Annotated in this window: 18 protein-coding genes; 9 read left to right on the forward strand and 9 right to left on the reverse strand. The window is 54.9% G+C overall.

What is annotated here, in order from left to right:
* Positions 1 to 59: 59 nt before the first annotated feature.
* Both ACHZB8_RS02890 and ACHZB8_RS02895 read right to left on the reverse strand, forming a co-directional pair.
* On the reverse strand, positions 60 to 3,179 hold the full coding sequence (locus tag ACHZB8_RS02890) for a multidrug efflux RND transporter permease subunit (protein ID WP_316858568.1): 3,120 nt from the start codon (positions 3,177 to 3,179) through the stop codon (positions 60 to 62).
* 18 nt (positions 3,180 to 3,197) lie between these two features.
* Entirely contained in the window at positions 3,198 to 4,346 is a 1,149-nt protein-coding gene (locus tag ACHZB8_RS02895) for an efflux RND transporter periplasmic adaptor subunit (protein WP_316858569.1), read from the reverse strand.
* A gap of 235 nt (positions 4,347 to 4,581) precedes the next feature.
* Between ACHZB8_RS02895 and ACHZB8_RS02900 the strand changes: the two genes are divergently transcribed.
* Both ACHZB8_RS02900 and ACHZB8_RS02905 read left to right on the forward strand, forming a co-directional pair.
* Positions 4,582 to 5,184, forward strand: coding sequence for a TetR family transcriptional regulator (locus ACHZB8_RS02900; RefSeq protein ID WP_316858570.1), 603 nt, complete (start codon positions 4,582 to 4,584; stop codon positions 5,182 to 5,184).
* 283 nt (positions 5,185 to 5,467) lie between these two features.
* Positions 5,468 to 6,019, forward strand: coding sequence for a histidine phosphatase family protein (locus ACHZB8_RS02905; protein WP_316858571.1), 552 nt, complete (start codon positions 5,468 to 5,470; stop codon positions 6,017 to 6,019).
* Positions 6,020 to 6,157: 138 nt separating this feature from the next.
* Here the strand turns inward: ACHZB8_RS02905 and ACHZB8_RS02910 are convergent, their stop codons facing one another.
* The 5 genes from ACHZB8_RS02910 to ACHZB8_RS02930 all read right to left on the reverse strand — a co-directional run bounded on the left by ACHZB8_RS02910 (position 6,158) and on the right by ACHZB8_RS02930 (position 11,480).
* The gene (locus tag ACHZB8_RS02910; protein ID WP_316858573.1) at positions 6,158 to 7,618 is read right to left on the reverse strand and encodes a fructuronate reductase; all 1,461 of its coding nucleotides are present in this window, start codon (positions 7,616 to 7,618) and stop codon (positions 6,158 to 6,160) included.
* Positions 7,619 to 7,763: 145 nt separating this feature from the next.
* Positions 7,764 to 9,044, reverse strand: coding sequence for a TRAP transporter large permease (locus ACHZB8_RS02915; RefSeq protein ID WP_316858574.1), 1,281 nt, complete (start codon positions 9,042 to 9,044; stop codon positions 7,764 to 7,766).
* Positions 9,045 to 9,047: 3 nt separating this feature from the next.
* Positions 9,048 to 9,572 (reverse strand): TRAP transporter small permease, encoded by a 525-nt coding sequence (locus ACHZB8_RS02920; RefSeq protein WP_316858575.1) that lies wholly within the window; start codon positions 9,570 to 9,572, stop codon positions 9,048 to 9,050.
* 175 nt (positions 9,573 to 9,747) lie between these two features.
* Positions 9,748 to 10,728: a C4-dicarboxylate TRAP transporter substrate-binding protein gene (locus tag ACHZB8_RS02925; protein ID WP_316858576.1), complete on the reverse strand. Its 981-nt coding sequence runs from the start codon at positions 10,726 to 10,728 to the stop codon at positions 9,748 to 9,750.
* Positions 10,729 to 10,757: 29 nt separating this feature from the next.
* Positions 10,758 to 11,480, reverse strand: a complete 723-nt coding sequence (locus ACHZB8_RS02930; RefSeq protein WP_316858577.1) for a GntR family transcriptional regulator — start codon at positions 11,478 to 11,480, stop codon at positions 10,758 to 10,760.
* A 173-nt stretch (positions 11,481 to 11,653) separates the two neighbouring features.
* On the opposite strand from ACHZB8_RS02930, the gene uxuA reads away from it, so the two are divergent.
* Entirely contained in the window at positions 11,654 to 12,853 is a 1,200-nt protein-coding gene (gene uxuA, locus ACHZB8_RS02935) for a mannonate dehydratase (protein ID WP_316858578.1), read from the forward strand.
* Between the two features lie 195 nt (positions 12,854 to 13,048).
* Here uxuA and ACHZB8_RS02940 read toward each other — a convergent pair whose 3' ends face one another.
* Positions 13,049 to 13,711: a TetR family transcriptional regulator gene (locus ACHZB8_RS02940; RefSeq protein WP_316858579.1), complete on the reverse strand. Its 663-nt coding sequence runs from the start codon at positions 13,709 to 13,711 to the stop codon at positions 13,049 to 13,051.
* Between the two features lie 197 nt (positions 13,712 to 13,908).
* On the opposite strand from ACHZB8_RS02940, the gene ACHZB8_RS02945 reads away from it, so the two are divergent.
* The 4 genes from ACHZB8_RS02945 to ACHZB8_RS02960 all read left to right on the forward strand — a co-directional run bounded on the left by ACHZB8_RS02945 (position 13,909) and on the right by ACHZB8_RS02960 (position 17,783).
* Complete coding sequence (locus ACHZB8_RS02945) at positions 13,909 to 14,799, forward strand: shikimate dehydrogenase (protein WP_316858580.1); 891 nt, start codon at positions 13,909 to 13,911, stop codon at positions 14,797 to 14,799.
* A gap of 31 nt (positions 14,800 to 14,830) precedes the next feature.
* On the forward strand, positions 14,831 to 15,838 hold the full coding sequence (locus tag ACHZB8_RS02950; RefSeq protein WP_316858581.1) for a DctP family TRAP transporter solute-binding subunit: 1,008 nt from the start codon (positions 14,831 to 14,833) through the stop codon (positions 15,836 to 15,838).
* Positions 15,839 to 15,960: 122 nt separating this feature from the next.
* Positions 15,961 to 16,512 (forward strand): TRAP transporter small permease subunit, encoded by a 552-nt coding sequence (locus ACHZB8_RS02955; RefSeq protein WP_316858582.1) that lies wholly within the window; start codon positions 15,961 to 15,963, stop codon positions 16,510 to 16,512.
* Positions 16,509 to 17,783, forward strand: a complete 1,275-nt coding sequence (locus ACHZB8_RS02960; protein WP_316858583.1) for a TRAP transporter large permease — start codon at positions 16,509 to 16,511, stop codon at positions 17,781 to 17,783. Before ACHZB8_RS02955 ends, ACHZB8_RS02960 begins: the two co-directional genes overlap by 4 nt.
* A gap of 42 nt (positions 17,784 to 17,825) precedes the next feature.
* Here the strand turns inward: ACHZB8_RS02960 and ACHZB8_RS02965 are convergent, their stop codons facing one another.
* Positions 17,826 to 18,746: a LysR family transcriptional regulator gene (locus ACHZB8_RS02965; RefSeq protein ID WP_316858584.1), complete on the reverse strand. Its 921-nt coding sequence runs from the start codon at positions 18,744 to 18,746 to the stop codon at positions 17,826 to 17,828.
* Between the two features lie 136 nt (positions 18,747 to 18,882).
* Here ACHZB8_RS02965 and ACHZB8_RS02970 point away from each other — a divergent pair, with 136 nt between their 5' ends.
* Positions 18,883 to 19,812 (forward strand): hydroxymethylglutaryl-CoA lyase, encoded by a 930-nt coding sequence (locus ACHZB8_RS02970; protein WP_316858585.1) that lies wholly within the window; start codon positions 18,883 to 18,885, stop codon positions 19,810 to 19,812.
* Positions 19,812 to 20,657, forward strand: a complete 846-nt coding sequence (locus ACHZB8_RS02975; RefSeq protein ID WP_316858587.1) for a sugar phosphate isomerase/epimerase — start codon at positions 19,812 to 19,814, stop codon at positions 20,655 to 20,657. Before ACHZB8_RS02970 ends, ACHZB8_RS02975 begins: the two co-directional genes overlap by 1 nt.
* Positions 20,658 to 20,666 lie beyond the last annotated feature (9 nt).

Consider the following 20,666-nt stretch of genomic DNA (forward strand, 5'->3'; position numbering starts at 1 on the left):
AGGCAGGGTTTGATTTCAAACCCTGCCTTTTGTTGTTGCTCTGGTTCGTCTCGAAAAGCTTATGAGCTTTCTGCTTCTGTCTTTTTGTTCCTTGAGAACAAGTTTGAGAAGCGATCAACGAACACGAAGAAGACCGGCACAAACAGCACGGCAAGCAGCGTGGCCGAGATCATTCCGCCGAACACGCCAGTGCCGATGGCATGCTGGGTTTCAGCACTGGCACCGAAAGCCAGCATCAGGGGCACAACGCCCAGCGTGAAGGCCAGCGATGTCATCAGGATAGGACGAAGACGCAATCGCGCAGCTTCCATCACGGCATCATAAAGCGAGCGTCCCTCATCATGCATCGTACGGGCAAATTCCACGATCAGAATGGCGTTCTTTGCCGAGAGACCGATAATGGTGATCAGCCCGACCTTGAAGAAGACGTCATTTTCCAGACCACGGAAGTGAACCGCAGCAACAGCACCGATGACCCCGAGCGGAACCACCAGAAGGACCGAGAAGGGAATCGACCAGCTCTCGTAAAGGGCAGCCAGCACCAGGAAGACGACAAACAACGAGAGTGCCAAAAGCATTGGCGTCTGCGCCGATGTGGTTTTTTCCTGCAAGGACTGACCGGTCCACTCGATGCCGAAGCCTTCAGGCAGCTGTGTAGCGATCCGTTCGATTTCCGCCATCGCTTCCCCGGTTGAAACTCCGGGGGCCGCGCTGCCGCTGATCCGCATGGCCGAGAATCCGTTGTAGCGAATAAGCTGCAAAGGGGATGCTTCCCAAACCGGTGTTACGATTTCGGACAACTCGACCATCGCGCCGCTCGAACTTGGCAGGTTGAGTTTGAGCACATCCTGAACCTGCATCCTGAAGGGAGCATCGGCCTGCACGACAACGCGTCGCAACTGGCCCTCGAAGCTGTAGTCATTGACATAGGAAGACCCCATGGCAGACGACAGGGTCGTCGCAATGGAGGAGAAAGAGACGCCAAGGGATTCCGCTTTCTGGCGGTCGATTTCCAGCCTTACGCTGGTCCCGTCAGGCAGCCCGTCCGGACGAACACTGGTCAGAAGTGGGCTTTGCGCGGCCATCCCCAGCATCATGTTACGGGCATTGAGCAGAGCTTCATGTCCCTTGCCACCGCGGTCCTGCAATCGGACGGCGAAGCCTGTCGATGTGCCGAGCGATGGAATGGAAGGGGGCAGGAGACTGTAGATTTGCCCCTCTGGTGCCATGAACATGGTGCGGTTTGCCGCGTTGGCTTCATCTGCGGCGGTCGTGTCGCGTTCAGTCCAGTCATCGAGCGTGGTAAAGGCCAGCCCCATGTTGGTACCGGCTCCGGCAAAACTGAAGCCCAGAATGGCAACCGTATCCTTGGATGCCGGTCTTGATGAGACATGCTGCTCATACATCTGAAGAATTTCAGTGGTACGATCCGCCGTTGCGTCAGAGGGCAGGGAGAATATGGTCAGGAACGAGCCCTGATCCTCCGTAGGCAGGAAGGATGTCGGCATCTTCATGAAGCCATAGCCCATGCCCCCGATGATAACCAGATAGAGCAGGCCCATGATCGCGACCTTGCGGATGAGCACACCAACGGTTCGACCATAAAAACTGGTCATCCTGTCCAGCCCACGGTTGAACAGGCCAAAGAAACCACGCTTGTTTTCATGATGATCCGGGTCGATTGGCTTGAGCAGGCTGGCGCAAAGGGCCGGAGTTAGTGACAGCGCGAGGAAAGCGGAGAACAGAATCGAGACAGCCATGGACATGGTGAACTGGCGATAGATCTCGCCAACCGCGCCCGAGGACAGGCCCATGGGAATGAACACCGCCGTCAGCACAAGCGTGATCCCGATCACCGCACCGGTAATCTGTTTCATCGCCTTTCGGGTCGCTTCCTTGGGCTGTAACCCTTCTGTTGCCATGATGCGCTCGACATTCTCCACCACGACAATCGCGTCATCCACGATGATGCCGATGGCCAGCACCATGCCGAACATGGTCAGAACGTTGATCGAGAAGCCCGAGACATACATCACCACCAGCGTACCGGCCAGAGCAATCGGAGCGACGATGGACGGGATGAGGGTGTAGCGGATCTTCTGCAAGAAGAGCAGCATCACCAGGAACACCAGCGCCATGGCCTCAAACAGGGTATGGACCACTTTCTCGATCGAGATCTCCACGAACGGAGAGTTGTCATAAGGAACGGTCCATTGCATGCCTTCGGGCATGGACAGAGCAAGGCTTTTCATCCTCTCCTGCACAAGGGCTGAAACGCGAACGGCGTTGGCACCGGGGGCAAGCTGGATGGCGGCAGCAGCGGACGCCCCGCCATTGATGCGGGAGGAAAAGGCATAACTCTGGGCTCCGACCTCGATGCGTGCAACATCGCTCAAAATGAGTTTGGAACCATCGGTCTCCGATTTCAGGACGATATTGCCGAACTCTTCAGGTGTGGTCAGCTGGCCTTGCACCGTGAGTGGAAAGGCGACGCGTTGCCCCTCGACGGTAGGCTCGGCACCAACACGGCCCGGAGAGATCTGAACATTCTGTGCGGAAATGGCCGAGGTGACTTCAGCCATGGAGATCGAATAGGACAGGAGTTTGTTCGGATCGACCCAGATGCGCATCGCTTTCTTGGAAACGAAAGACTGCACGCGACCAACACCGGCAACCCTGTTGAGTGGCTGCACGATCGTTCTTTCCATATAGTCGCCCAGATCGAGGGCGCTGAAGCGGCCGTCCGGCGATGTCAGGGCAACAATCATCAGGAAGCCCGACATGGACGATTCAATGGTAATCCCGGCGCGCTGAACCGACTCGGGCAAACGCGTCTCGATACTCTTGATCTTGTTCTGCACATCAACCTGTGCAAGCTCCGGATCCGTGCCGGATTCGAAGGTTGCGGTCACGGTGGCAGAGCCAGAGCTGTCGGCCGTGGATTCGAAATAGAGCAGGTGTTTGACCCCGGACAATTCCGGTTCGATGATGCTGATCACACTGTCGCTGACCACTTGCGGCGAGGCGCCCGAATAGTTTGCGCGGATCGAAATGCTCGGCGGAGCGATATCAGGATATCGCGTCACCGGCAGCAGCGACAGCGTCAGCAGGCCACCCAGAACAATGAAGATTGCAATCACCCAGGCAAAAATCGGGCGATCAATAAAGAAACTTGGCATAATGAGATCTCCCGAATGCTACCGGTTGGCTTGCTGAGGAGGGGCAACCATGACCGGTGAGCCATCCTTGGAGACGCGCGTTTGTCCCCTTACAATGACAGCACTGTTCGGCTCCAGGCCTTCATGAACGATATAGCGACGCCCGACAAGCTCTCCGAGCTTGACCATCTTGATGTGAGCAAGTTTGTCCTCGCCCACGATCACCAGCGTCGCTTCCCCTTTTGCATTACGAATGATTGCCTGTTGCGGTACAAGCAGGCTTTGCTCGAGGGTTTCGCGCGGCATCACCGCACGCACGAACATTCCCGGCAACAGGTCGTGATTGGGATTGTCGACCAGCACGCGAACCGTCACATCTCCGGTGGCCTCGTCCACGCTGAGATCCGTGAACAGCGCCCGGCCCTTGATCGGATAGACATTGCCATCCACGTCGAGAATTTCGACCGATGGTTCATCGCTGGCATTGTTGGCCGCATCCTTGGCGGCCCGTTGCATCTTGATGAGGTCTGTTGCAGGGCGACGCAGGTCAATATAGACCTGATCGATCTGCCTCACCACGGCAAGAGACGTTGCCTGGCTGGCAGAGACCAGAGCACCTTCGCTGACAAGTGCTGCGCCGATCACGCCGCTGATTGGCGAGCGGATGGTCGTATAGTCGAGATTGATCTTTTGCGTTTCCAACGCTGCCCTTGCGGCTTTCATCTGTGCTTCGGCGCTTTTGGCCCCGGCAACCGCGCTATCATAAGTCTGCTGGCTGGCAGATTTCTTTTCGAACAGTTGCTTTGCCCGTTCCAGCTCGATTTTTGCCAGATCAAGGGCTGCCTCTGCATTTTCAAGGGCTGCGGAGGCATTTTCAACCTGCGCCCGATAAGACTTGTCAACGATCTGAAACAGGGGCTGGCCTTCATCCACGAAAGCCCCCTGCTCAAAGAGGCGTTTTTCGATGATGCCGCCGACCTGCGGTCTGATCTGTACGGTGCGATAGGCCGAAACCCTTCCCGGCAACGTATCTTTCAATGTAACTGTCTCAGGAGAAATCACCTGAGTGGTCACCACCGCTGGAGGCATCTGGCCTCCCTGTGCCAGTCCCGACGAAGGCGCGAGTAGAAGACCGATGGTGAGGCCCATGGCAGCGGGCAGGATTGCTTTTCCGAATACAGGAGTCATGACGCCTTCCAGTGTGTGAATTATTTCATTTGCACCGTGCAGGATCCAACAGATAAGTGAAAAAATGGTGCAGTTTAATCGAGAACAATAACTCAAGACTTGTACATATGTCCAATTTTCTACCGTGTCCAGTTTGATTTTTAATAATCTTGGATATATTTAACAGAGTGAAGCAATTCCGGATCGATTAGAAACAGATCCTTCACTTTTAACCTTTCTTGCATGGATGTCGCACATGTCTTACCTACCAAAAGAACAGAGACGGGCTGAAATTATCGAAGCGACGATAGAAGTTATCCAGAAAGAAGGGTTGTCCGCAGCAACAGTTCGAAATGTTGCCAAATCCATTGCTGTCTCGCCGGGGCAGATCCATCATCATTTCGAATCCGCCGATGCTCTTCGCTCTCAGGCCTATTTGAGCCTGTGGGGCCGGATGCGGCAAGTCGTGGTGGAGGCTGCCACGAACAAGTCTCCGATCGAAGCGCTCATGATCCTCATCAGTGGCACGGAAGACAAGCAGGTCAAAGAAGAGTTCAAGAAGCTCTACAAGGATCTGGTCGATGCATCGCGCATGAGCGATGCAATGCGAAGCACTCTGCATCAAATCATGAATAGTACCATAACAGACTATCGGTCCCTGCTTACAGAAGCCCAGGCAACCGGCGATCTGGCAAAGACGGTAGATGTTCAACAGTTCGCTGTTGCGATATTGGCTCTCTCCTTTGGCATCGGCTTCATGAATGACATCGAGTTCGGACAAATTCAAATTCGGGACTTTGTTCACCGCCAGATCGAAATTCTGAACAAGGCGCATGAATGGGTGCCTCCCGGATCCTGAGCGTTGCCCGGCGAGCGCTGAGAAGAATGCGACAAGCTGTCGGAATTGCAGGGAACGCGGGTTCTGGATTTCGCTGAACGGATCAGAAAGTCCGCTTTCTGTCTGGACATTTCTCCAAAGGAGCGATACATCCTGCCTGTCTTTCCAACCGAATTCTTCGTTTTTCTCCCATTTGAACAATCACAAATGCGCCACGCCCTTCTTGTTTCCCGCCATTCATGCCTGAACCGGGACGATCTGCCGAACAGTGCCTTGAAGGGTGAGCCAATCATGAGTGTGCTCCATGCCTTTTCCCAAATTGCCTGAAAGAACCTTCTGCGTGATCCGCCATGGCCAGACCACGGCCAACCGGGATGAGATTGTCGCAGGCGCAACCGATGTGCCTCTGTCCGATCTGGGGCGCGAGCAGGCGGCCCGCCTTGCTGAGATGGAATGGTCTGATGACATCGCCCTGTTTGTCAGCTCCAAGACGCGGGCTCAGGACACATGCCAATTGGGATTTCCCGGCAGGCCATTCGAGATCAATCCGGGCCTGAGCGAGAGGGATTGGGGCGAATATGAAGGCCGCCCGATCAGCGAGTTGCCCTCAAGGGAGACATCGCCGGAGAGGGGCGAGGCCTGGCATGACATGATCAGGCGCGTCGGCAAGGCGGTTTGCGAGTGTTGCGAGAAGGCTGGCGACAGCTTGCCTGTCATTGTCTGCCATGCCGGTGTCATTCGTGCGATCTATGTGCTCATCGGGCAGAATGAAAAGGGTCGCCCTGCGGCCAATGCAACCCCGATCTATATTCGCTGGACGGGTTCCGCGCACGAGATTGCCCAAAGCCGGGACTGAGGCAGGGTCTGCAGGACGTTCCAATAAAGGCTTGGCGCTGAGCCCGGTGGTGACGAGCATGCTTGCCACTGGTCACATGCTGTCTGGTTGGTGTGACCGTGGTCCGGACGCAAGCCCGAACCACAAAATCGTCGAGGACTATGCAAGCAATGCGACGGCTTGCTTGGCTCCCTTGTCCTTGAGGGTCTTGTAAGCGGTGGCAACCGCTTCCCTGAAAGTGGCATTGCCAGCAAGCACATCGGGGAAAATACCGGACTGGTCAATGAGATTGCTGACCACATCTTCCGCCGTCCCGGCGCTGGCAAGTGCCTTCAGTTTGTCTGCAAGCGGGTCACGCACGTCAATCGGCTGGCCCTGTTCGTCGACACCGCCGACATAGCGCATCCATCCTGCAACAAGCAGTGCGAGCCGCGGATAAGGCGTGCCTGCCTTCAGGTGATGGGCGATGGATTCAAGTGCTCTTTGCGGCAGCTTCTGACTGCCGTCCATGGCGATCTGCCATGTGCGATGACGGATATTTGGGTTGCAGTAACGCTCAATGAGGGCATCCGCATAAACTTCGAGATCGACATTTTCCGGTGCCACGAGGGTAGGGGCCTGTTCCAGCCCGATGAGATCCCTTGCCACTTTCTTGTAAGCGGCATCGCCCATCGTCTCGGCAATGGTCTCATATCCGCCCAGATAGCCCAGATAGGCGAGGAAGGAATGCGATCCGTTGAGCATTCTCAGCTTCATATTCTCGAACGGCATCACGTCCTTGGTGAAGGTCGCCCCGGCAAGATCCCAGTCCGGACGGCCTGATGTGAACGTGTCTTCGATGACCCACTGACGAAACGGTTCGCAAAGGATTCCGGCCGGATCGGCATATCCCGTGCAACTGGCAAGCACTTCGTGGCTTTCCTCTGTCATGGCCGGAACGATGCGGTCGACCATGGTGGAGGGAAAGCGCACGTCGCTCTCGATCCAGGCGGCAAGATCCTCATCGAGCGCTTTTGCGAAGTCGAGCACGGCCCGCTTTGTCATGTGCCCGTTGGCAGGCAGGTTGTCGCAAGATAGTACGGTGAAGGGAGCAAGGCCCGCATCGCGCCTTTTGGCAAGAGCAGCCACCAGAACACCGACTACAGTGTGTGGAGCGTCGGGGGTCGCCAGATCGCTCTTGATCATCGGATTTTCAAAATCAAGCCCGCCGCTTGACGAGAGCGTATAGCCTTTTTCCGTAACCGTTATGGAAACAAGCGCAATATCCTCATCGGCAATGGCCGCAACAATTCCTTCAGGGCCGACCTTGGCCATGTGGCGGTGATCAATGACGGAGCCGACGATCCGCGCTTTCTGTTCCTCCGCACCATTTTCAACGACGCTATAGAGATAGTCGCGTGAGGCAAGGCCATCGAGCAGGTCGGTTGGCCCCATCAGCTCGATCTCGCGATAGGCCCAGTTGCTCTGGCCCAGTCCGAGCAACTGGTCGGTATAGACGGCCTGATGGGCGCGGTGGAACGCTCCGAAGCCGATGTGGCACATGCGTACCTTCAACTTGGTGCGATCATAGGAAGGATGCTCAACGCTCGCCTTCGCAGTTTCAAACAGATGAGAAGTCATTTCATTATCTCGTAATAGGTTAAAGCAGAATCAGAAAGCGGCAAGGAAAGAAACCGGACGGCACCGCAAGCATGTTGAGCCGATGGGTGCGCTTGTCCGGTCTCCACAGATCCCGAGCTTTTGGCTGGCACTTGCCTCTCAGCATCTACCCAAATGCCAGATTTGGCAAGAACAGCACCAATTCGGGCACGAACAACAGCAACAAGACAAGGCACAGGATTGCCAGCATGAAGGGAAGGCTTTCCTTGACATATTGATCAATCGGTGTGTCGAGCAAACTGCAAACTGTGAACATGGCGACACCAACAGGTGGCGTCATCGATCCGAAGGTCACGATGGTCATCATCAGAATGCCGAAATGGACCGGATCAACGCCTGCGCTCTTGATAACGGGCACGAAAATCGGGGTCAACAGCAGCACAAGGATGGTGCTCTCGAAAAACAGACCCGAAATGAGCAAAAAGAGCAGAATGACGGCGACCACGAGGTGAGGCTCGGAAATGGAACCGAGAAGGAAACCGGCGACCTGTTGCGGGACCTGCATGAATATGATGGCAAAGCCGATCATGCCGCTCATCAGAATGATGAGCATGATCATGCCGATATCGGAAAGAGCATAGCCGAAGGCACGCTTCATGGCTTCAAAGGTCATGACCTTGTGCGCAAAGCGACCGATAAGAACGGCATAGACAACGGCAAAGGCACCCACCTCGGAGGGGGTGAAAATGCCACCACGGATCGAAATGATCAGAAGGACAGGAAACAACAGCGCCCATTTTGCATCCCATGCCGAACGACCCACTTCTGCAAAGGTTGGCTTTTGCGCGGATTCGATCACATAATTGCGCTTCTTGGCAATCAGGAAAGCGGCCACCATGAGAAACAGCATCATCAGAAGCCCCGGGATCACCCCGGCCAGAAACAGACGACCAATGGAGACCTGGCCGACATATCCGTAAAGAATGAGGCCGATGGATGGGGGAATGGTTGCGGTGATGAGTGAGGAAAGGGCGATGACCGCAGCCGTATAGCCCTTGCTGTAGCGGTTGGCGAGCATTTGTGGCCCAAGGACACGGGCCTCCATCGCCGCATCGGCCACAGCCGAGCCGGACACGCCGCCCATCAGGGTCGAGAGAAAAATGGAAACCAGCGCCAGTCCGCCCGACATCCAGCCAAGAGTGGCTTTGGAGAAACGGAACAGCCGGTCCGTGATGTCGCTTTCATTCATCAGGTGGCCGGCCAACACGAAGAAGGGAACGGCCAGCAAGGGAAAGCTTTGTGAAACGGTGGCGATTTTCTGCACGCCGATGGATATCGGCATCACATCCGAGGTAACAAAGAACACGAAACCGGATACGCCAATGGCGAAGGCAACAGGTGCGCCCAGAATCATGAGGACAGCAAATATAAGAGCAATCAGACCCATCGGTCACACCTCCGAATTTTCTGGATTGTCAGCACCTGTACCATTGCTGCGCGTGAAGACGAGCAGCGGCTGCGAATCCTTGCCGCGCCAGGAAGTGACAAGATTGGACAGGATGGAAATGGTCAACAGGAGAGAGCCGACAGGCACCGCGATGGTAACCCATGCATAGGAAAGTCCGGAATCTCCGAACACACGCTGCCAGTTCATGATGGTCAGTTTGTAGCCTTCATAGGCAAGAAGCAGAAGAAAGCCGATGAAAAGGGCGGCCATTGCGGTTTCAATCACGCGGCGCGTCGCAAATGGCAGCAGGCGTACCAGCAGATCGACACCCAGATGCACACGTTCGCGCATGGCCCGGGTCGCTCCGACAAAGCAAAGCCAGATGAAGAGCAATTGCGCCAGATCCACAGACCAGATAAGTGGATGCCCAACGAAGCGCATAACGGCAGCCATAAAAACCAGCACCGTGATCACGGCAAGCAGAATGGCTCCTATGACAAATTCGATTTTTCCCAAGAAACCCGGCATGGTGCCTCGCCTTTCTTGTTCGTGATTCCTCTCTTTGCCAGTCTTCGGGAGAGGAATGTGTCGTGAATTTTATGTGAATGGTCGTCAGTCTTGCCGTCGTCCGCAAGAAGGCTCCGCAAGCGCGAATGTCTGCCGCCACCCGATTGGACGGGTGGCGACTGAGTGGGCGTCTGACTTACTCGGCAGCCATGGCGCGCAATGTGTCGCGCAGATCGCCATATCCGAGATCGTCATAGACTTTTGCCGTTGCTTCCTTGAACGGAGTGACGTCGATTTCACGAACGGCAACGCCTTTTTCCTTCAGCTCTTTCTCGATGCTTTCAAAGGATGCAAGGGTTCCGTAAGAGGCGATGTCGCCAGCCTTGAGGGCTTCCTCGCGAAGGACCTTTTGCAGGTCGGCAGGCAGGCTGTCGAACCAGATTGCAGAGGTGACCATGCCCGTGATCAGGTTGATATGGCCGGTTTTGGTCACATTGTTGATCACTTCGTCAAGCTTGGCACCGACGATTGCGGGCAACTGTGCTTCGGCAGCATCAATCACGTGGGAAGACAGCGCGGAGTAGACTTCGCCCCATGGCATCGGGGTTGGGGTTGCGCCCATTGCTGCAATGGTACCGGTCCAGACAGGAGCGCCTGGGGTGCGCATGCGGATGCCCTTGAGATCGGCAGGTACATTGATTTCCTTGTTGGTCAAAAGGTGACGTTCGCCCTGCCACCAGTTGAAGCTCAAGACCTGATGGCCTGACGCATCATGCAGTTTTTTCACCCACTCTTCAAAGAGATCGGACGTCACGACCTTGCGAATGCCTTCATATCCGGATGCAAGGAAAGGAGCGCCAAGAACGCCAAATTCCTTTTGGAAAACGGCAAGACGACCACCATCAACAATGACGGCAACAGGAGCGCCGGCGCGGGCCTGCTCAAGAACGTCCTCATCCGGGCCGAGCTGGGAGTTCGGGAAAAGCTTGACTTCGAGGCGACCGCCCGAGGCGTCTTTCACGTTGGTCTGAAAGGCTTCAAGGCCCTTGTAAAGCGGATCAGAGGTGGCAAGAGCGGTGTTGATGCTCAAGGTGTAATCGGCGGCCATTGCTGCCGAGCCGATGAAGCTGGCGACTGCGCCAACCAAAGCGATTTTGCCCAAAGACTTGAATGACATGTTGTTCCTCCCACATGCAAAATCAGGGACTAGTCGTCCCCAGGTTCGAAAAGTTCGGGTTTGTGCTTAGCTATTGTCGGAAGATCTTTCAGGATCTTCTTCAGGTGTGACCGCATGGCGCTTTCTGCTCCTGCGGTATCGTGGTCAGCAATCGCCGTGACAATGGCTTGATGCTGCACCAGCAATTTCGATGTATTCTGTTCCATGAGGCTGAGATAGCGGACGCGGTCCATCTGGGCCTTCTGATCCTGGATGACCGCCCATGCACCCATCTTGCAAGCCGCTTCAGCAAGAGTCTGATGAAAGATCTCGTCCAGATTGATAAACAGATCAGGGTCGCCAGCCTCCACAGCCTTGGCCTGATGGGCAATCTGATTTGCAAGCTCTCGTTCAAGGGCCGGGTCATGCTCTTCGGCTACCAGCCGCACGATATCCGCCTCGATTGCCTCGCGCACGAATCGTGCATCCATGACCTGCGCCTTCGAGATTTTCTTCACGAAACTCCCTCGGTTGGGCAGGATGTCAAGCAAACCATCATTGTTGAGTTTTATGAAAGCCTCACGCACAGGCTGACGTGAAACCTTGAAGCTCTCGGCAAGCTCTGCTTCGGAGACCCTGCTTCCGGGAGGCAACTGGTTATGGATGATTTGCTGACGCAAAATCTGATGGATTTGCGGTGCCACCGGCAGTCGCAAGTCGATTTCTGTCTGAGTAAGGGTCGGTTCAGCCGGCAAGATAGGATCACCTGTCATCTCGTTTCAACGCCAACCACCATACCGGTATGCCACCATACTTGTCAACGCCTGATTCCTATGATAGAGAGAAGCAAAGACTGCTCGAGCTGATGACGGTCCGGACACGAGCCCGGACGCAACAGGGCAAGAGCGCAAGAGCAACCCTCGAAAACAAAGGTGAGGACACTGCGATGCGGCAGACATGGCGATGGTTTGGGCCACAGGACCGGGTTTCGATCGAAGATATGCTTCAGGCTGGCGTTGAAGGGGTTGTCAGTGCGCTGCATCACATCCCGACGGGCGCTGTCTGGAGCCCTGAAGAAATCGCCACGCGCCAGAATCGCATTGCTCAAAAAGCAGACGGAAGTCCGTCCGGTCTGGCCTGGGAAGTTGTGGAAAGCTTGCCTGTCTCGGAAGAAATCAAGCAGCAGAAGGGTGAATGGCGCACCCATATCGAGACATACAAACAAAGCCTGCGCAATCTGGCCGAGGCAGGCATTGAGGTCATCTGTTACAATTTCATGCCGGTTCTGGACTGGACACGCACCGATCTCACCTATCGGTTGCCGTCGGGAGCAACCTGCATGCGATTCGATTTCGTCGACTTCGCCGCCTTTGATCTGTTTGTCCTTGACCGTCCCGGTGCGAAGGACGACTTCCCCCAAGAGGTTTACGAAGAGGCAAAGGAGCGGTTTGCCCGCATGGATGATGCGGCAAAGAGCTTGCTGGCCGAATCGATCATCTATGGCCTGCCGGGTGATGCCGAAGCCCCGTCCATGGCGAATGTGCGTGCCAATCTGGCGCAATATGACCAGATCTCTCAAGACCAGCTGCGCAGCCATTTCATCGCCTTCCTTGAGGAAGTTGCTCCGGTTGCCCAGACCCTGGGCCTGCGGCTTTGCTGCCATCCGGATGATCCACCCTTCGGTCTTCTCGGGCTGCCCAGAATCATGTCAACCGAAGCCGATTACCTCTCGATGATGGAAGCGGTCGATATTCCCGCAAACGGCATTACCCTTTGCTCCGGTTCTCTGGGTGCCCGCCCCGACAATGATCTGCCGGGCATGATGGAGCGCTTGGGAGACCGGGTGCATTTCCTGCATTTCCGCAATGTGACAAGAGAAAGCACCAATATCAAAGGGTCCTTCTATGAAGCGGATCATCTGGGTGGACAGGTCGACATGGTCGCTCTGATGCGTGCCGCACTTGACGAAGAAAACCGACGCAAAAAGGCAGGTCGGGCAGACTGGTCTCTGCCAATGCGCCCCGATCACGGTCTCGACATTCTCGATGACCAGAAACGCAAGGCCCAACCGGGTTACCCTGCCATCGGTCGCCTGAAGGGACTTGCGGAATTGCGCGGAATCATGCTCGCCCTTCAACATGGTTGAGCAGGTTTTTCCGTTGCGACAGAGTGTCGCTACCTGTAATTTCTACCTATATCAGGGATTCTTGCTAAAAAACGCAGGATGATACTTGCGAACGCATCGCTTGCAGCAATGGAAAATGGACAAGCTTGACCACCGTTGGAAGACGGGGTCACTTTGCGGGTATCCCGATGTCAGAAGCGGATCTGTGCCGGCCGGTCACGTCTTGGGTGTGACGGAACAAAGCACGCAGTCGACGATCCGCGCGCGCAAGGCTGCCTGCCCTTCATCGGTATAGAGTTCATCGCCAAAGTTGATCGAAAAAGTTGCCTTGTTCGACACGTTGAAAAAGGATAAGGCACTGATTTCCCAGTGAAGTTGAAGCGGCTCGATATCTTCCCTGAAGCGTCCTTCTTTCTTTCCGGCGTTGCAGATCCGGGTCAATTGATCGATGACTTTCGTGTTTGTCTCGTGCATCGATTTGATCTGCTTCATATAGTGTCCGTCATGGATATTTTCTCCCATGACCAGCCGTATGAAGTCGGAATTTCTCCAGTGATGGTCAAATGTGAATTCGACCAGACGTTTCAACGCTTCGAGTGGGTCCAGACCGTCCAGATGCAGCTCCATTTCCGCCTGTCGGATGCTGCTGTAGGCATCCTCGAGAACCTTGCGGTAAAGCCCTTCCTTGTCACCAAAATAATAGAAAATCATGCGTCGGGAGGTCTGGATCCTGTCCGCAATGTCTTTCACACTAGTGCCCGCCAGGCCCTTTTTTGCAAATTCGGATTTGGCTGCACGCAGGATATCGGCGCGCACGGCATCGGGGTCCTGTTTCCAGGATCGCGTCCTTTTTTGACCTACTGCTGCGCTGTTTACCATAGGGACATCGTCAATTTTAGCATTGAAATACAGGTAGGTAACTATTGTCTATCGATGCCGAAATGTCCAGACGCGGCGGTATAAACTAAAGGGGAGTTGACGAAATTAACCGCATGGAACAAAGTCTGCAAATAAATTAACTAAACGGTACAATGCAGTGATGCCTGCACTGTCGGGCATCTGGGAGGAGCTGCAAGATGCAAGGGGATTGCAAAACACCTGCGCCGGGGAAGGTGCAGGTTGGTTTGATCGGCTGTGGAATCGGAAAGTCCCGCACGCCCAAAATGCATATGGATGAAGCCAGAGCCCTGGGCTTTGACTTGGACTATGCCTTTCTGGACATGGATGACGATTGTCGATCCTCAAAGCCTCTGTCTCAAATTCTGGATGAGGTTGAACAAGAGGGATATGCCGGGGTCAATGTGACCTACCCCTACAAGATTGACGTGATTTCGCTTCTGGACGGACTTTCTGAAAATGCTAATATGGTCGGTGCGGTCAATACGGTTGTTTTCCGGGATGGAAAGCGCTTTGGCCACAACACGGACCTTTGGGGGTTTTCTGAAAGTTTCAAGCTGGGGCTTGCTGGCGCCAAATCCGATGATGCGCTTCTGATCGGTGCAGGTGGCGCAGGGGTCGCTGTTGCACACGCTCTGGCAAAATGCGGGGTCAAGCATTTGTCCGTCCACGATGTGGATCTGGACAGGGCGAGCGGTCTTGCTGACCATGTGATGGAATCTTTCCCTCATGTCTCGGCGCATGCCGTAAGCGATCTTGAAGATGTTCTTGTAGACAAAAGGCCCGATGGCCTTGTCAATGCCACCCCTATGGGAATGGCAAAGCTTCCGGGATCTGCTGTACCGGAACAGTATCTGCGCCCTGATATCTGGGTTGCCGATATTGTTTATTTTCCGCTGGAAACCCAGCTTTTGAAAGATGCCCGTGCGAAAGGGTGCCGTACATTACCCGGCTCAGGAATGGCGGTTTATCAAGCGGTGCGTGCCTTTGAACTCTTCACAGGACGCCCCGCAGATCCCACCCGCATGACGCAGACTTTTGATGGTTTCGACAAGAAACCGACTTTGTGAAGACTGAACGCCTATTAGGGAGGAGAATAGTATGTCGTTCAAATTTGGAAAATTTGCTGTTGCGGCAGCAATGACAATAGGCCTGGTCTCTGTTGCCAGCGCTCAAACTATCCGCGTTGCTCACGTTGACCCGGATGAATGGACCGCTTCCAAAAAAGGGGCAGCGGCTCATATCTTCAAGAATATTGTTGAAGGTGAAACCAATCTGAAGGTGGACCTGTATCCTGCCGGTGCATTGGGTAACGAAACCGAACTGGTTGGTCAGGCTGCTGAAGGCCTCACACAGGTTGTTCTCGTATCTGGTGCAATGTCCAAGATCTGCCCGGCTGCCGGTGTTCTGGATATTCCTTATACCTTCTCATCTGCAACCCTTGCATGGGAAGTGCTCGATGGTGAATTCGGCAAGGCTCTGGGAGAACATTGCCTTGAGCTAACCGGCCTTCGCACCCTTGCTTATGGTGAAACCGGCTTCCGTAACTTCACCAATAGCACGCGCGAAATCCGTAAGCCGGAAGACATGAAAGGCCTGAAATTCCGCGTTCAGCCAATTCCGCTTTATGTCGAAATGGTCAAGGGTCTTGGTGGCGAACCAACTCCGATCGCCTGGACCGAACTGCCAAACGCTCTGACAACCGGTGTTGTCGATGGCCAGGAAAACCCTGTTGGCGTGATCTACAACAACAATCTCCATAAACTGCAAAAATACATGACCCTTGATGGTCACGTCTATGGAGCCGACTTCATTCTGATTTCCGACGAATTCTATCAGTCTCTGACCCCTGCACAGCAGCAGGTTGTTGACAAGGCAGCGAAAGTTGCGGGCACTATGGGGCGTGCGATCCAGCAGTGGGGCACCGCAGAAGGCGTCAACAAAGTGAAAGCAGAAGGCATGCAGGTCTACTCACCAACGGCTGAGGAAATTGCTGCATTCGCAGAAAAGGCACAGCCAGCAGTGATCGACTATCTTCGCACCGAACTGGGCGAAGATGCTGTATGGATTGACCGTCTTCAGGAAGCCGTGGCAGCTGCTGCCAAATAGGCAATCTCTCAAGGTCGCCGGAGGTGTCATTAGCCACACCTCCGGCTACGCAAGCCACGCCTCCGGCTTTCCAAGCCATACCTCCGGCTAGCTGCTTAAAAAAATAAGAGGAATTTCCTGCCATGGAGAGGGTCTACCGTTTTGCTCGCCGTTTTTTTGCCTTTGGAGCGGGAAGCTCCATGGCGCTTGTCTTTCTCATAATATTTGTCAATTCGGTGCGGCGATACACGGTTGGCAAATCCGTTGCCTGGGGCGAAGAACTGCCCATCTACCTCACAATTTACGGAATCATGTTCGGAATAGCCTATGCCTACATGTCCGATAGTCATATCCGCTTTGCGGTGATCCTCGACATGTTGGGCAAACGCGCCAAACATTGGGTGTTGGTCTTGAGCGATATCACGACATTCGCAACCGGCGTCGCCCTTGTTTTTGCTGGTCACGCCTTTGCCCTGCGCCGCGGTCATGTCGCAAGTTCAGGCCTCAAGTCGACCGGCGATTGGCTGGCGGACAGCACTGGCCTGCACTGGCTTGAATGGTTTGGAAAGGTCGGAACCTGGCAATATGCCGTCGTCTTGGGCGGTGTAATGCTGGCCATTGCCGCCCTGTTGCGCCTGATCGTGCGGATCCAGTCTACTTCACAGGCTGATGAGCATGGAGAGCCTTCATTATGATTTATGCCTTGTTTGTTATTGGTCTGTTGATAGGGATCCCCATTGCAGTGACCATTCTTGGCACGCTTCTGGTTTTCATGGCCATGAATGACGCGCCCTTCACAATCCGCATCGTTGCCACGGAAATGTTCCGGGGCATGAATTCCTTTCCCCTGTTGGCCATCCCGCTTTTCGTGCTGGCTGGTGAATTGATGAATGAGAGCGGCATCACCGGGCGGATCATTGCCTTTGCCGATGTTCTGGTTGGCCGGTTGCGCGCGGGTTTGGCGCTCGTCAATATCTGGGCCTCTGTCATTTTCGCCGGGCTTTCCGGCTCGGCGGTCGCGGATACCTCGGCAATCGGTCGGGTTTTCATCCCCGAAATGGAAAAGCACGGCTATTCTCGGGAATATGCAGCTGCCATCACCGCGGCATCATCGGTTATCGGCCCGATCATCCCGCCTTCTATTCCGGTGATCATCTATGCCTTGATCGTGACCGGGGTGTCGGTTCCGTCGCTGTTTCTGGGGGGGATCGTCCCGGGGCTGATCCTGGCGACCTTCCTGTCCATTTACGTCATGGCGACGGTCAAGAATGAAACCGCCATGAAAGAGAAGCTTTTTGCCCGTGAATCGGCATCAAAGGCGCTCCTCGGTGGCATTCTGCCTCTCTTTATGCCGGTTTTCGTTGTCGGCTCGATCCTTGCCGGGATTGTTACGCCCACCGAAGCAGCTTCCTTCGCTGTGGCCTATGCCTTGCTCCTTGGTGTATTCGTCTATCACAATATCACCTTCGCATCCTTGCCCCGCATATTCTCGCGCGCGATGAAAGACAGTGCGGTCATCATGATCATCATCGCTGCGGTGAGTGCCGCAAACTGGCTGTTGACCTACAATCGCATCCCCAACATGCTCACCGACTGGGTTCTGTCAAACGTCGATGGCAAGATCGCTTTTCTCATCGCGATCAACCTGTTGTTCCTGTTTGTCGGGTTGTTCCTGGAAGGCATCGCGGCGATGCTGGTGCTGGTGCCGATCGTGCATCCCATCGCCGTATCGCTGGGGGTTGATCCAACCCATTTCGGCATTGTCGTGATCTTCAACCTGATGATTGGTCTGATCACACCGCCTCTGGGGCTTTGTCTGTTCGTTGCCGAATCCATCGCCAAGGTTGGAATGGTGAGAATAACGCGAGCCATCCTGCCGCTGTTCTTCGTTGAGGTCATGGCGCTGCTGGTCATCACCTTCATACCAGAAACGGTGACGGCTCTGCCCGGACTTTTCGGTTATTGATGACACGCGCTTCTGTCGGCAAATCTGGCAGGGCAAATCCTTCTAGATCGGTGAAAGTCGCCTGCGTTCGCGGGCGGCTTTTTTCATTTGCGCAATCAGGCAGGTGACCATGGCATCGGCAAAGATGGATCGCGACTGGTCGGCATTGAACAGCGCATAGGTCTTGAAACTGGTCGGCTCCCTGATCCGCCGAACGACGATATCGGGATGCTGTTGTGGACCGGCAAGGGACAATTCGTCGATGATCCCGACGCCCAGCCCTTCAGCCACGAGCGTTGCGATCGTCTGTCCCGTTCGAGCAACGATGGAATAGGTCACATCGATATCGTTGTCCCGGAACGGGGCCATCAGCAACTGGCCATAGGGATCGTTTGGTTCGATACCGATCATTGTTTGAGAGGCAAGATCCGCAACCGAGATCTCAGGTAGGGCAGCAAGGGGGTGATCCTGTGGCAAAATGGCAAGAAGCTGCCCGCTGTAAAGGGGCTGCACCGCCAGGCCGGGATGGTCGATCTTGTAGCTCATGGCCACCATCTCCCCCTTGCGCAGCAACAGATAGTCGATTGCTTCCTCGATCTTGATCACGTTGAGATGCAGCTCGAGTTTCGGGAACTGCTGACGCAGATCCTTGATCGCGCTTGGAAAAACATAATGAGCGATAGAGGGGACAGCACCGAAGGCCACGCGACGATTGGCCCCTTCCTTGAGCGAGCCGATAGCCGAGTGCAGATTTTCAACCGAACGGAACACCGCTGAAATCTGCTCGAAAATGTCGCGGGCTTCCTCTGTCGGCGTATAGCGGCCATGCGTGCGCGAGAAAAGCCGGATGCCAAGCTCGGCCTCCGTATATTTCATCACCCTGCTGATGCCCGGTGCCGAGACATTGAGCAATTCCGCCGCTCCCTTGACGGTACCCGCGACCATGATTGCGCGAATGACCTCGATTTGCCGTAACGTAAGCATGTTTGGCACCTCCCGGCAAAAATTAACATCTTGTTTGGCTAAATGTCAAAAAAGGTAATTTAATTTAATTAACCGTGCAGTTAAATTTATGAAAGAGTACCAGGAATCTGGTAGAATGCCTAATGGGAGGGAAGGCATGTATGAGTTCGACGGGTCAGTCCTGATCGAAGATGAATTTCTGCGCGACGGACTGCAGAATGAAAAGCGGCTTTTTTCTTTAGAGGAAAAACTGGGATTCCTGGACCGGCTGGAAAAGGCGGGTGTCCGGCGTATTCAGCTGGGCTCTTTTGTGCATCCCAAATGGGTGCCGCAGATGGCCAACACTGATGAGCTGTTTGAGAGGATTGAACCCAAGGATGGTGTAACCTACACCGCCCTTGTGATGAATGATGCCGGGCTTGAGCGAGCGCTCGCCGTGGGAGTAAGGCATCTCTCGATCTCGATTTCTGCCTCCGAGACCCATTCGCAAAAAAATACCAATCGTTCGGTTGATGAGGGCTTGTCACAGATCGGACCGGTCATCGAGAAAGCGCTCGCCGAAAAGATTGTCGTAAGGGCTGGGATCCAGTCGGCTCTTGCGTGCGGGTTTGAGGGGCATATCGATCCCAAACGCGTGATCAGGATCGCCCGCTCCTTTGCGAGTTTGGGCGTACAGGAAATCAATATTGCCGACACCGCCGGTCTGGCCAACCCGAAACAGGTTTACGAGCTGTGCCACCGGTTGCGATATGAGCTGCCCGGCAGTGTTGCCCTGTCTTTGCATCTGCATGACACGCGGGGGCTTGGGCTGGCCAATTTCGTTGCAGGTCTGCAAGCCGGGGTCAGAATCTTCGATGCAGCCATGGGCGGCCTTGGCGGATGTCCGTTCGTGCCCAAGGCCACAGGCAATGTCTCGACCGAGGACTTGGCATTTGCCTGTCAGGAAATGGGGCTTGAAACCGGCATCGACTGGCAGGCCCTGAGAGCGCCCGTGGAGCAGGTCGAGGGCCTGTTGGGAAGAACTCTTCCAAGCCGGATGGCCCATACACCGGCACCCCCCTGGTACCAACCTCCGGAGGAAATGTGATGCGTGACTATTCTCTATCCTATCTGACCGTTCCGGGTGTCACCCCGCCTCAGCAGGTTGAAATTGCGGCCAAGGCAGGCTTCTCTCATGCCAGTTTCCGCCTGATCCATCTTGGTGTCGCGGGCGAGCCGGACATAGACCCGACCGCACCGGACATTCTCCGTGAGACCAAACGGGCGATGATGGACACCGGCGTGAAATGCTTCGATGTCGAATTGTGCAAGATCCATCGAGATATCGATCCGGACAGCTTCAAGCCAGCCTTTGAGGCAGGAGCCGAGTTGGGGGCCAGTCAGGTGATTTGCTCGGCCTGGACCGACGTTCGCAATGACCGTGGCTATATTGTCGAGCAGTTTGCCTATATTTGCTCTTTGGCCGAGCCGCTTGGTCTGACGGTCAATCTGGAATTCCCGGCCTTTTCGCGCCTTGCGACGCTTGATGAATGTGTCGAGATTCTGGAACTGGCCGGATGCCGAAATCAGGGGCTGCTGGTTGATACGCTCTATATGCATTTCAACAAATGCCCGCTCTTTGCGCTTGAGAGGGTGCCAAGGGAATGGATCAATTTCCTGCATGTCTGTGACGCCGATGATGTCGCCTACACCAAGGATCAGATGATCCATATCGCACGAGACGCAAGGCTCTATCCCGGCGAGGGAGCGATTGACTTTTCAGTGCTCAACTATCTGTTCCCCGACTTGCCGCTGGCGATTGAACTGCCAAACGCGGAACGCTCCGCAGAGCTGGGACACGAGCAGCATGCGCGCAACTGTCTGGAAGCGGCCAAGTCGGTTTTTGAAACAAATGCAGGATTTGCCAACCGTAGAGACGGTTTGGCTGGCTGAACAAGCCAA

This window comes from uncultured Cohaesibacter sp. (assembly GCF_963556055.3).
In the GTDB taxonomy this organism is placed as follows: domain Bacteria; phylum Pseudomonadota; class Alphaproteobacteria; order Rhizobiales; family Cohaesibacteraceae; genus Cohaesibacter.

Bases quoted from the DNA above. Each gene is read 5' to 3' on its own strand.
- ACHZB8_RS02975 (WP_316858587.1), top strand. From the start codon at position 19,812: ATGCGTGACTATTCTCTATCCTATCTGACCGTTCCGGGTGTCACCCCG.
- uxuA (WP_316858578.1), top strand. From the start codon at position 11,654: ATGCGGCAGACATGGCGATGGTTTGGGCCACAGGACCGGGTTTCGATC.
- ACHZB8_RS02915 (WP_316858574.1), bottom strand. From the start codon at position 9,044: ATGGGTCTGATTGCTCTTATATTTGCTGTCCTCATGATTCTGGGCGCA.
- ACHZB8_RS02955 (WP_316858582.1), top strand. From the start codon at position 15,961: ATGGAGAGGGTCTACCGTTTTGCTCGCCGTTTTTTTGCCTTTGGAGCG.
- ACHZB8_RS02960 (WP_316858583.1), top strand. From the start codon at position 16,509: ATGATTTATGCCTTGTTTGTTATTGGTCTGTTGATAGGGATCCCCATT.
- ACHZB8_RS02970 (WP_316858585.1), top strand. From the start codon at position 18,883: ATGTATGAGTTCGACGGGTCAGTCCTGATCGAAGATGAATTTCTGCGC.
- ACHZB8_RS02930 (WP_316858577.1), bottom strand. From the start codon at position 11,480: ATGACAGGTGATCCTATCTTGCCGGCTGAACCGACCCTTACTCAGACA.
- ACHZB8_RS02910 (WP_316858573.1), bottom strand. From the start codon at position 7,618: ATGACTTCTCATCTGTTTGAAACTGCGAAGGCGAGCGTTGAGCATCCT.
- ACHZB8_RS02895 (WP_316858569.1), bottom strand. From the start codon at position 4,346: ATGACTCCTGTATTCGGAAAAGCAATCCTGCCCGCTGCCATGGGCCTC.
- ACHZB8_RS02925 (WP_316858576.1), bottom strand. From the start codon at position 10,728: ATGTCATTCAAGTCTTTGGGCAAAATCGCTTTGGTTGGCGCAGTCGCC.
- ACHZB8_RS02940 (WP_316858579.1), bottom strand. From the start codon at position 13,711: ATGGTAAACAGCGCAGCAGTAGGTCAAAAAAGGACGCGATCCTGGAAA.
- ACHZB8_RS02905 (WP_316858571.1), top strand. From the start codon at position 5,468: ATGCCTTTTCCCAAATTGCCTGAAAGAACCTTCTGCGTGATCCGCCAT.
- ACHZB8_RS02945 (WP_316858580.1), top strand. From the start codon at position 13,909: ATGCAAGGGGATTGCAAAACACCTGCGCCGGGGAAGGTGCAGGTTGGT.
- ACHZB8_RS02950 (WP_316858581.1), top strand. From the start codon at position 14,831: ATGTCGTTCAAATTTGGAAAATTTGCTGTTGCGGCAGCAATGACAATA.
- ACHZB8_RS02900 (WP_316858570.1), top strand. From the start codon at position 4,582: ATGTCTTACCTACCAAAAGAACAGAGACGGGCTGAAATTATCGAAGCG.
- ACHZB8_RS02890 (WP_316858568.1), bottom strand. From the start codon at position 3,179: ATGCCAAGTTTCTTTATTGATCGCCCGATTTTTGCCTGGGTGATTGCA.
- ACHZB8_RS02920 (WP_316858575.1), bottom strand. From the start codon at position 9,572: ATGCCGGGTTTCTTGGGAAAAATCGAATTTGTCATAGGAGCCATTCTG.
- ACHZB8_RS02965 (WP_316858584.1), bottom strand. From the start codon at position 18,746: ATGCTTACGTTACGGCAAATCGAGGTCATTCGCGCAATCATGGTCGCG.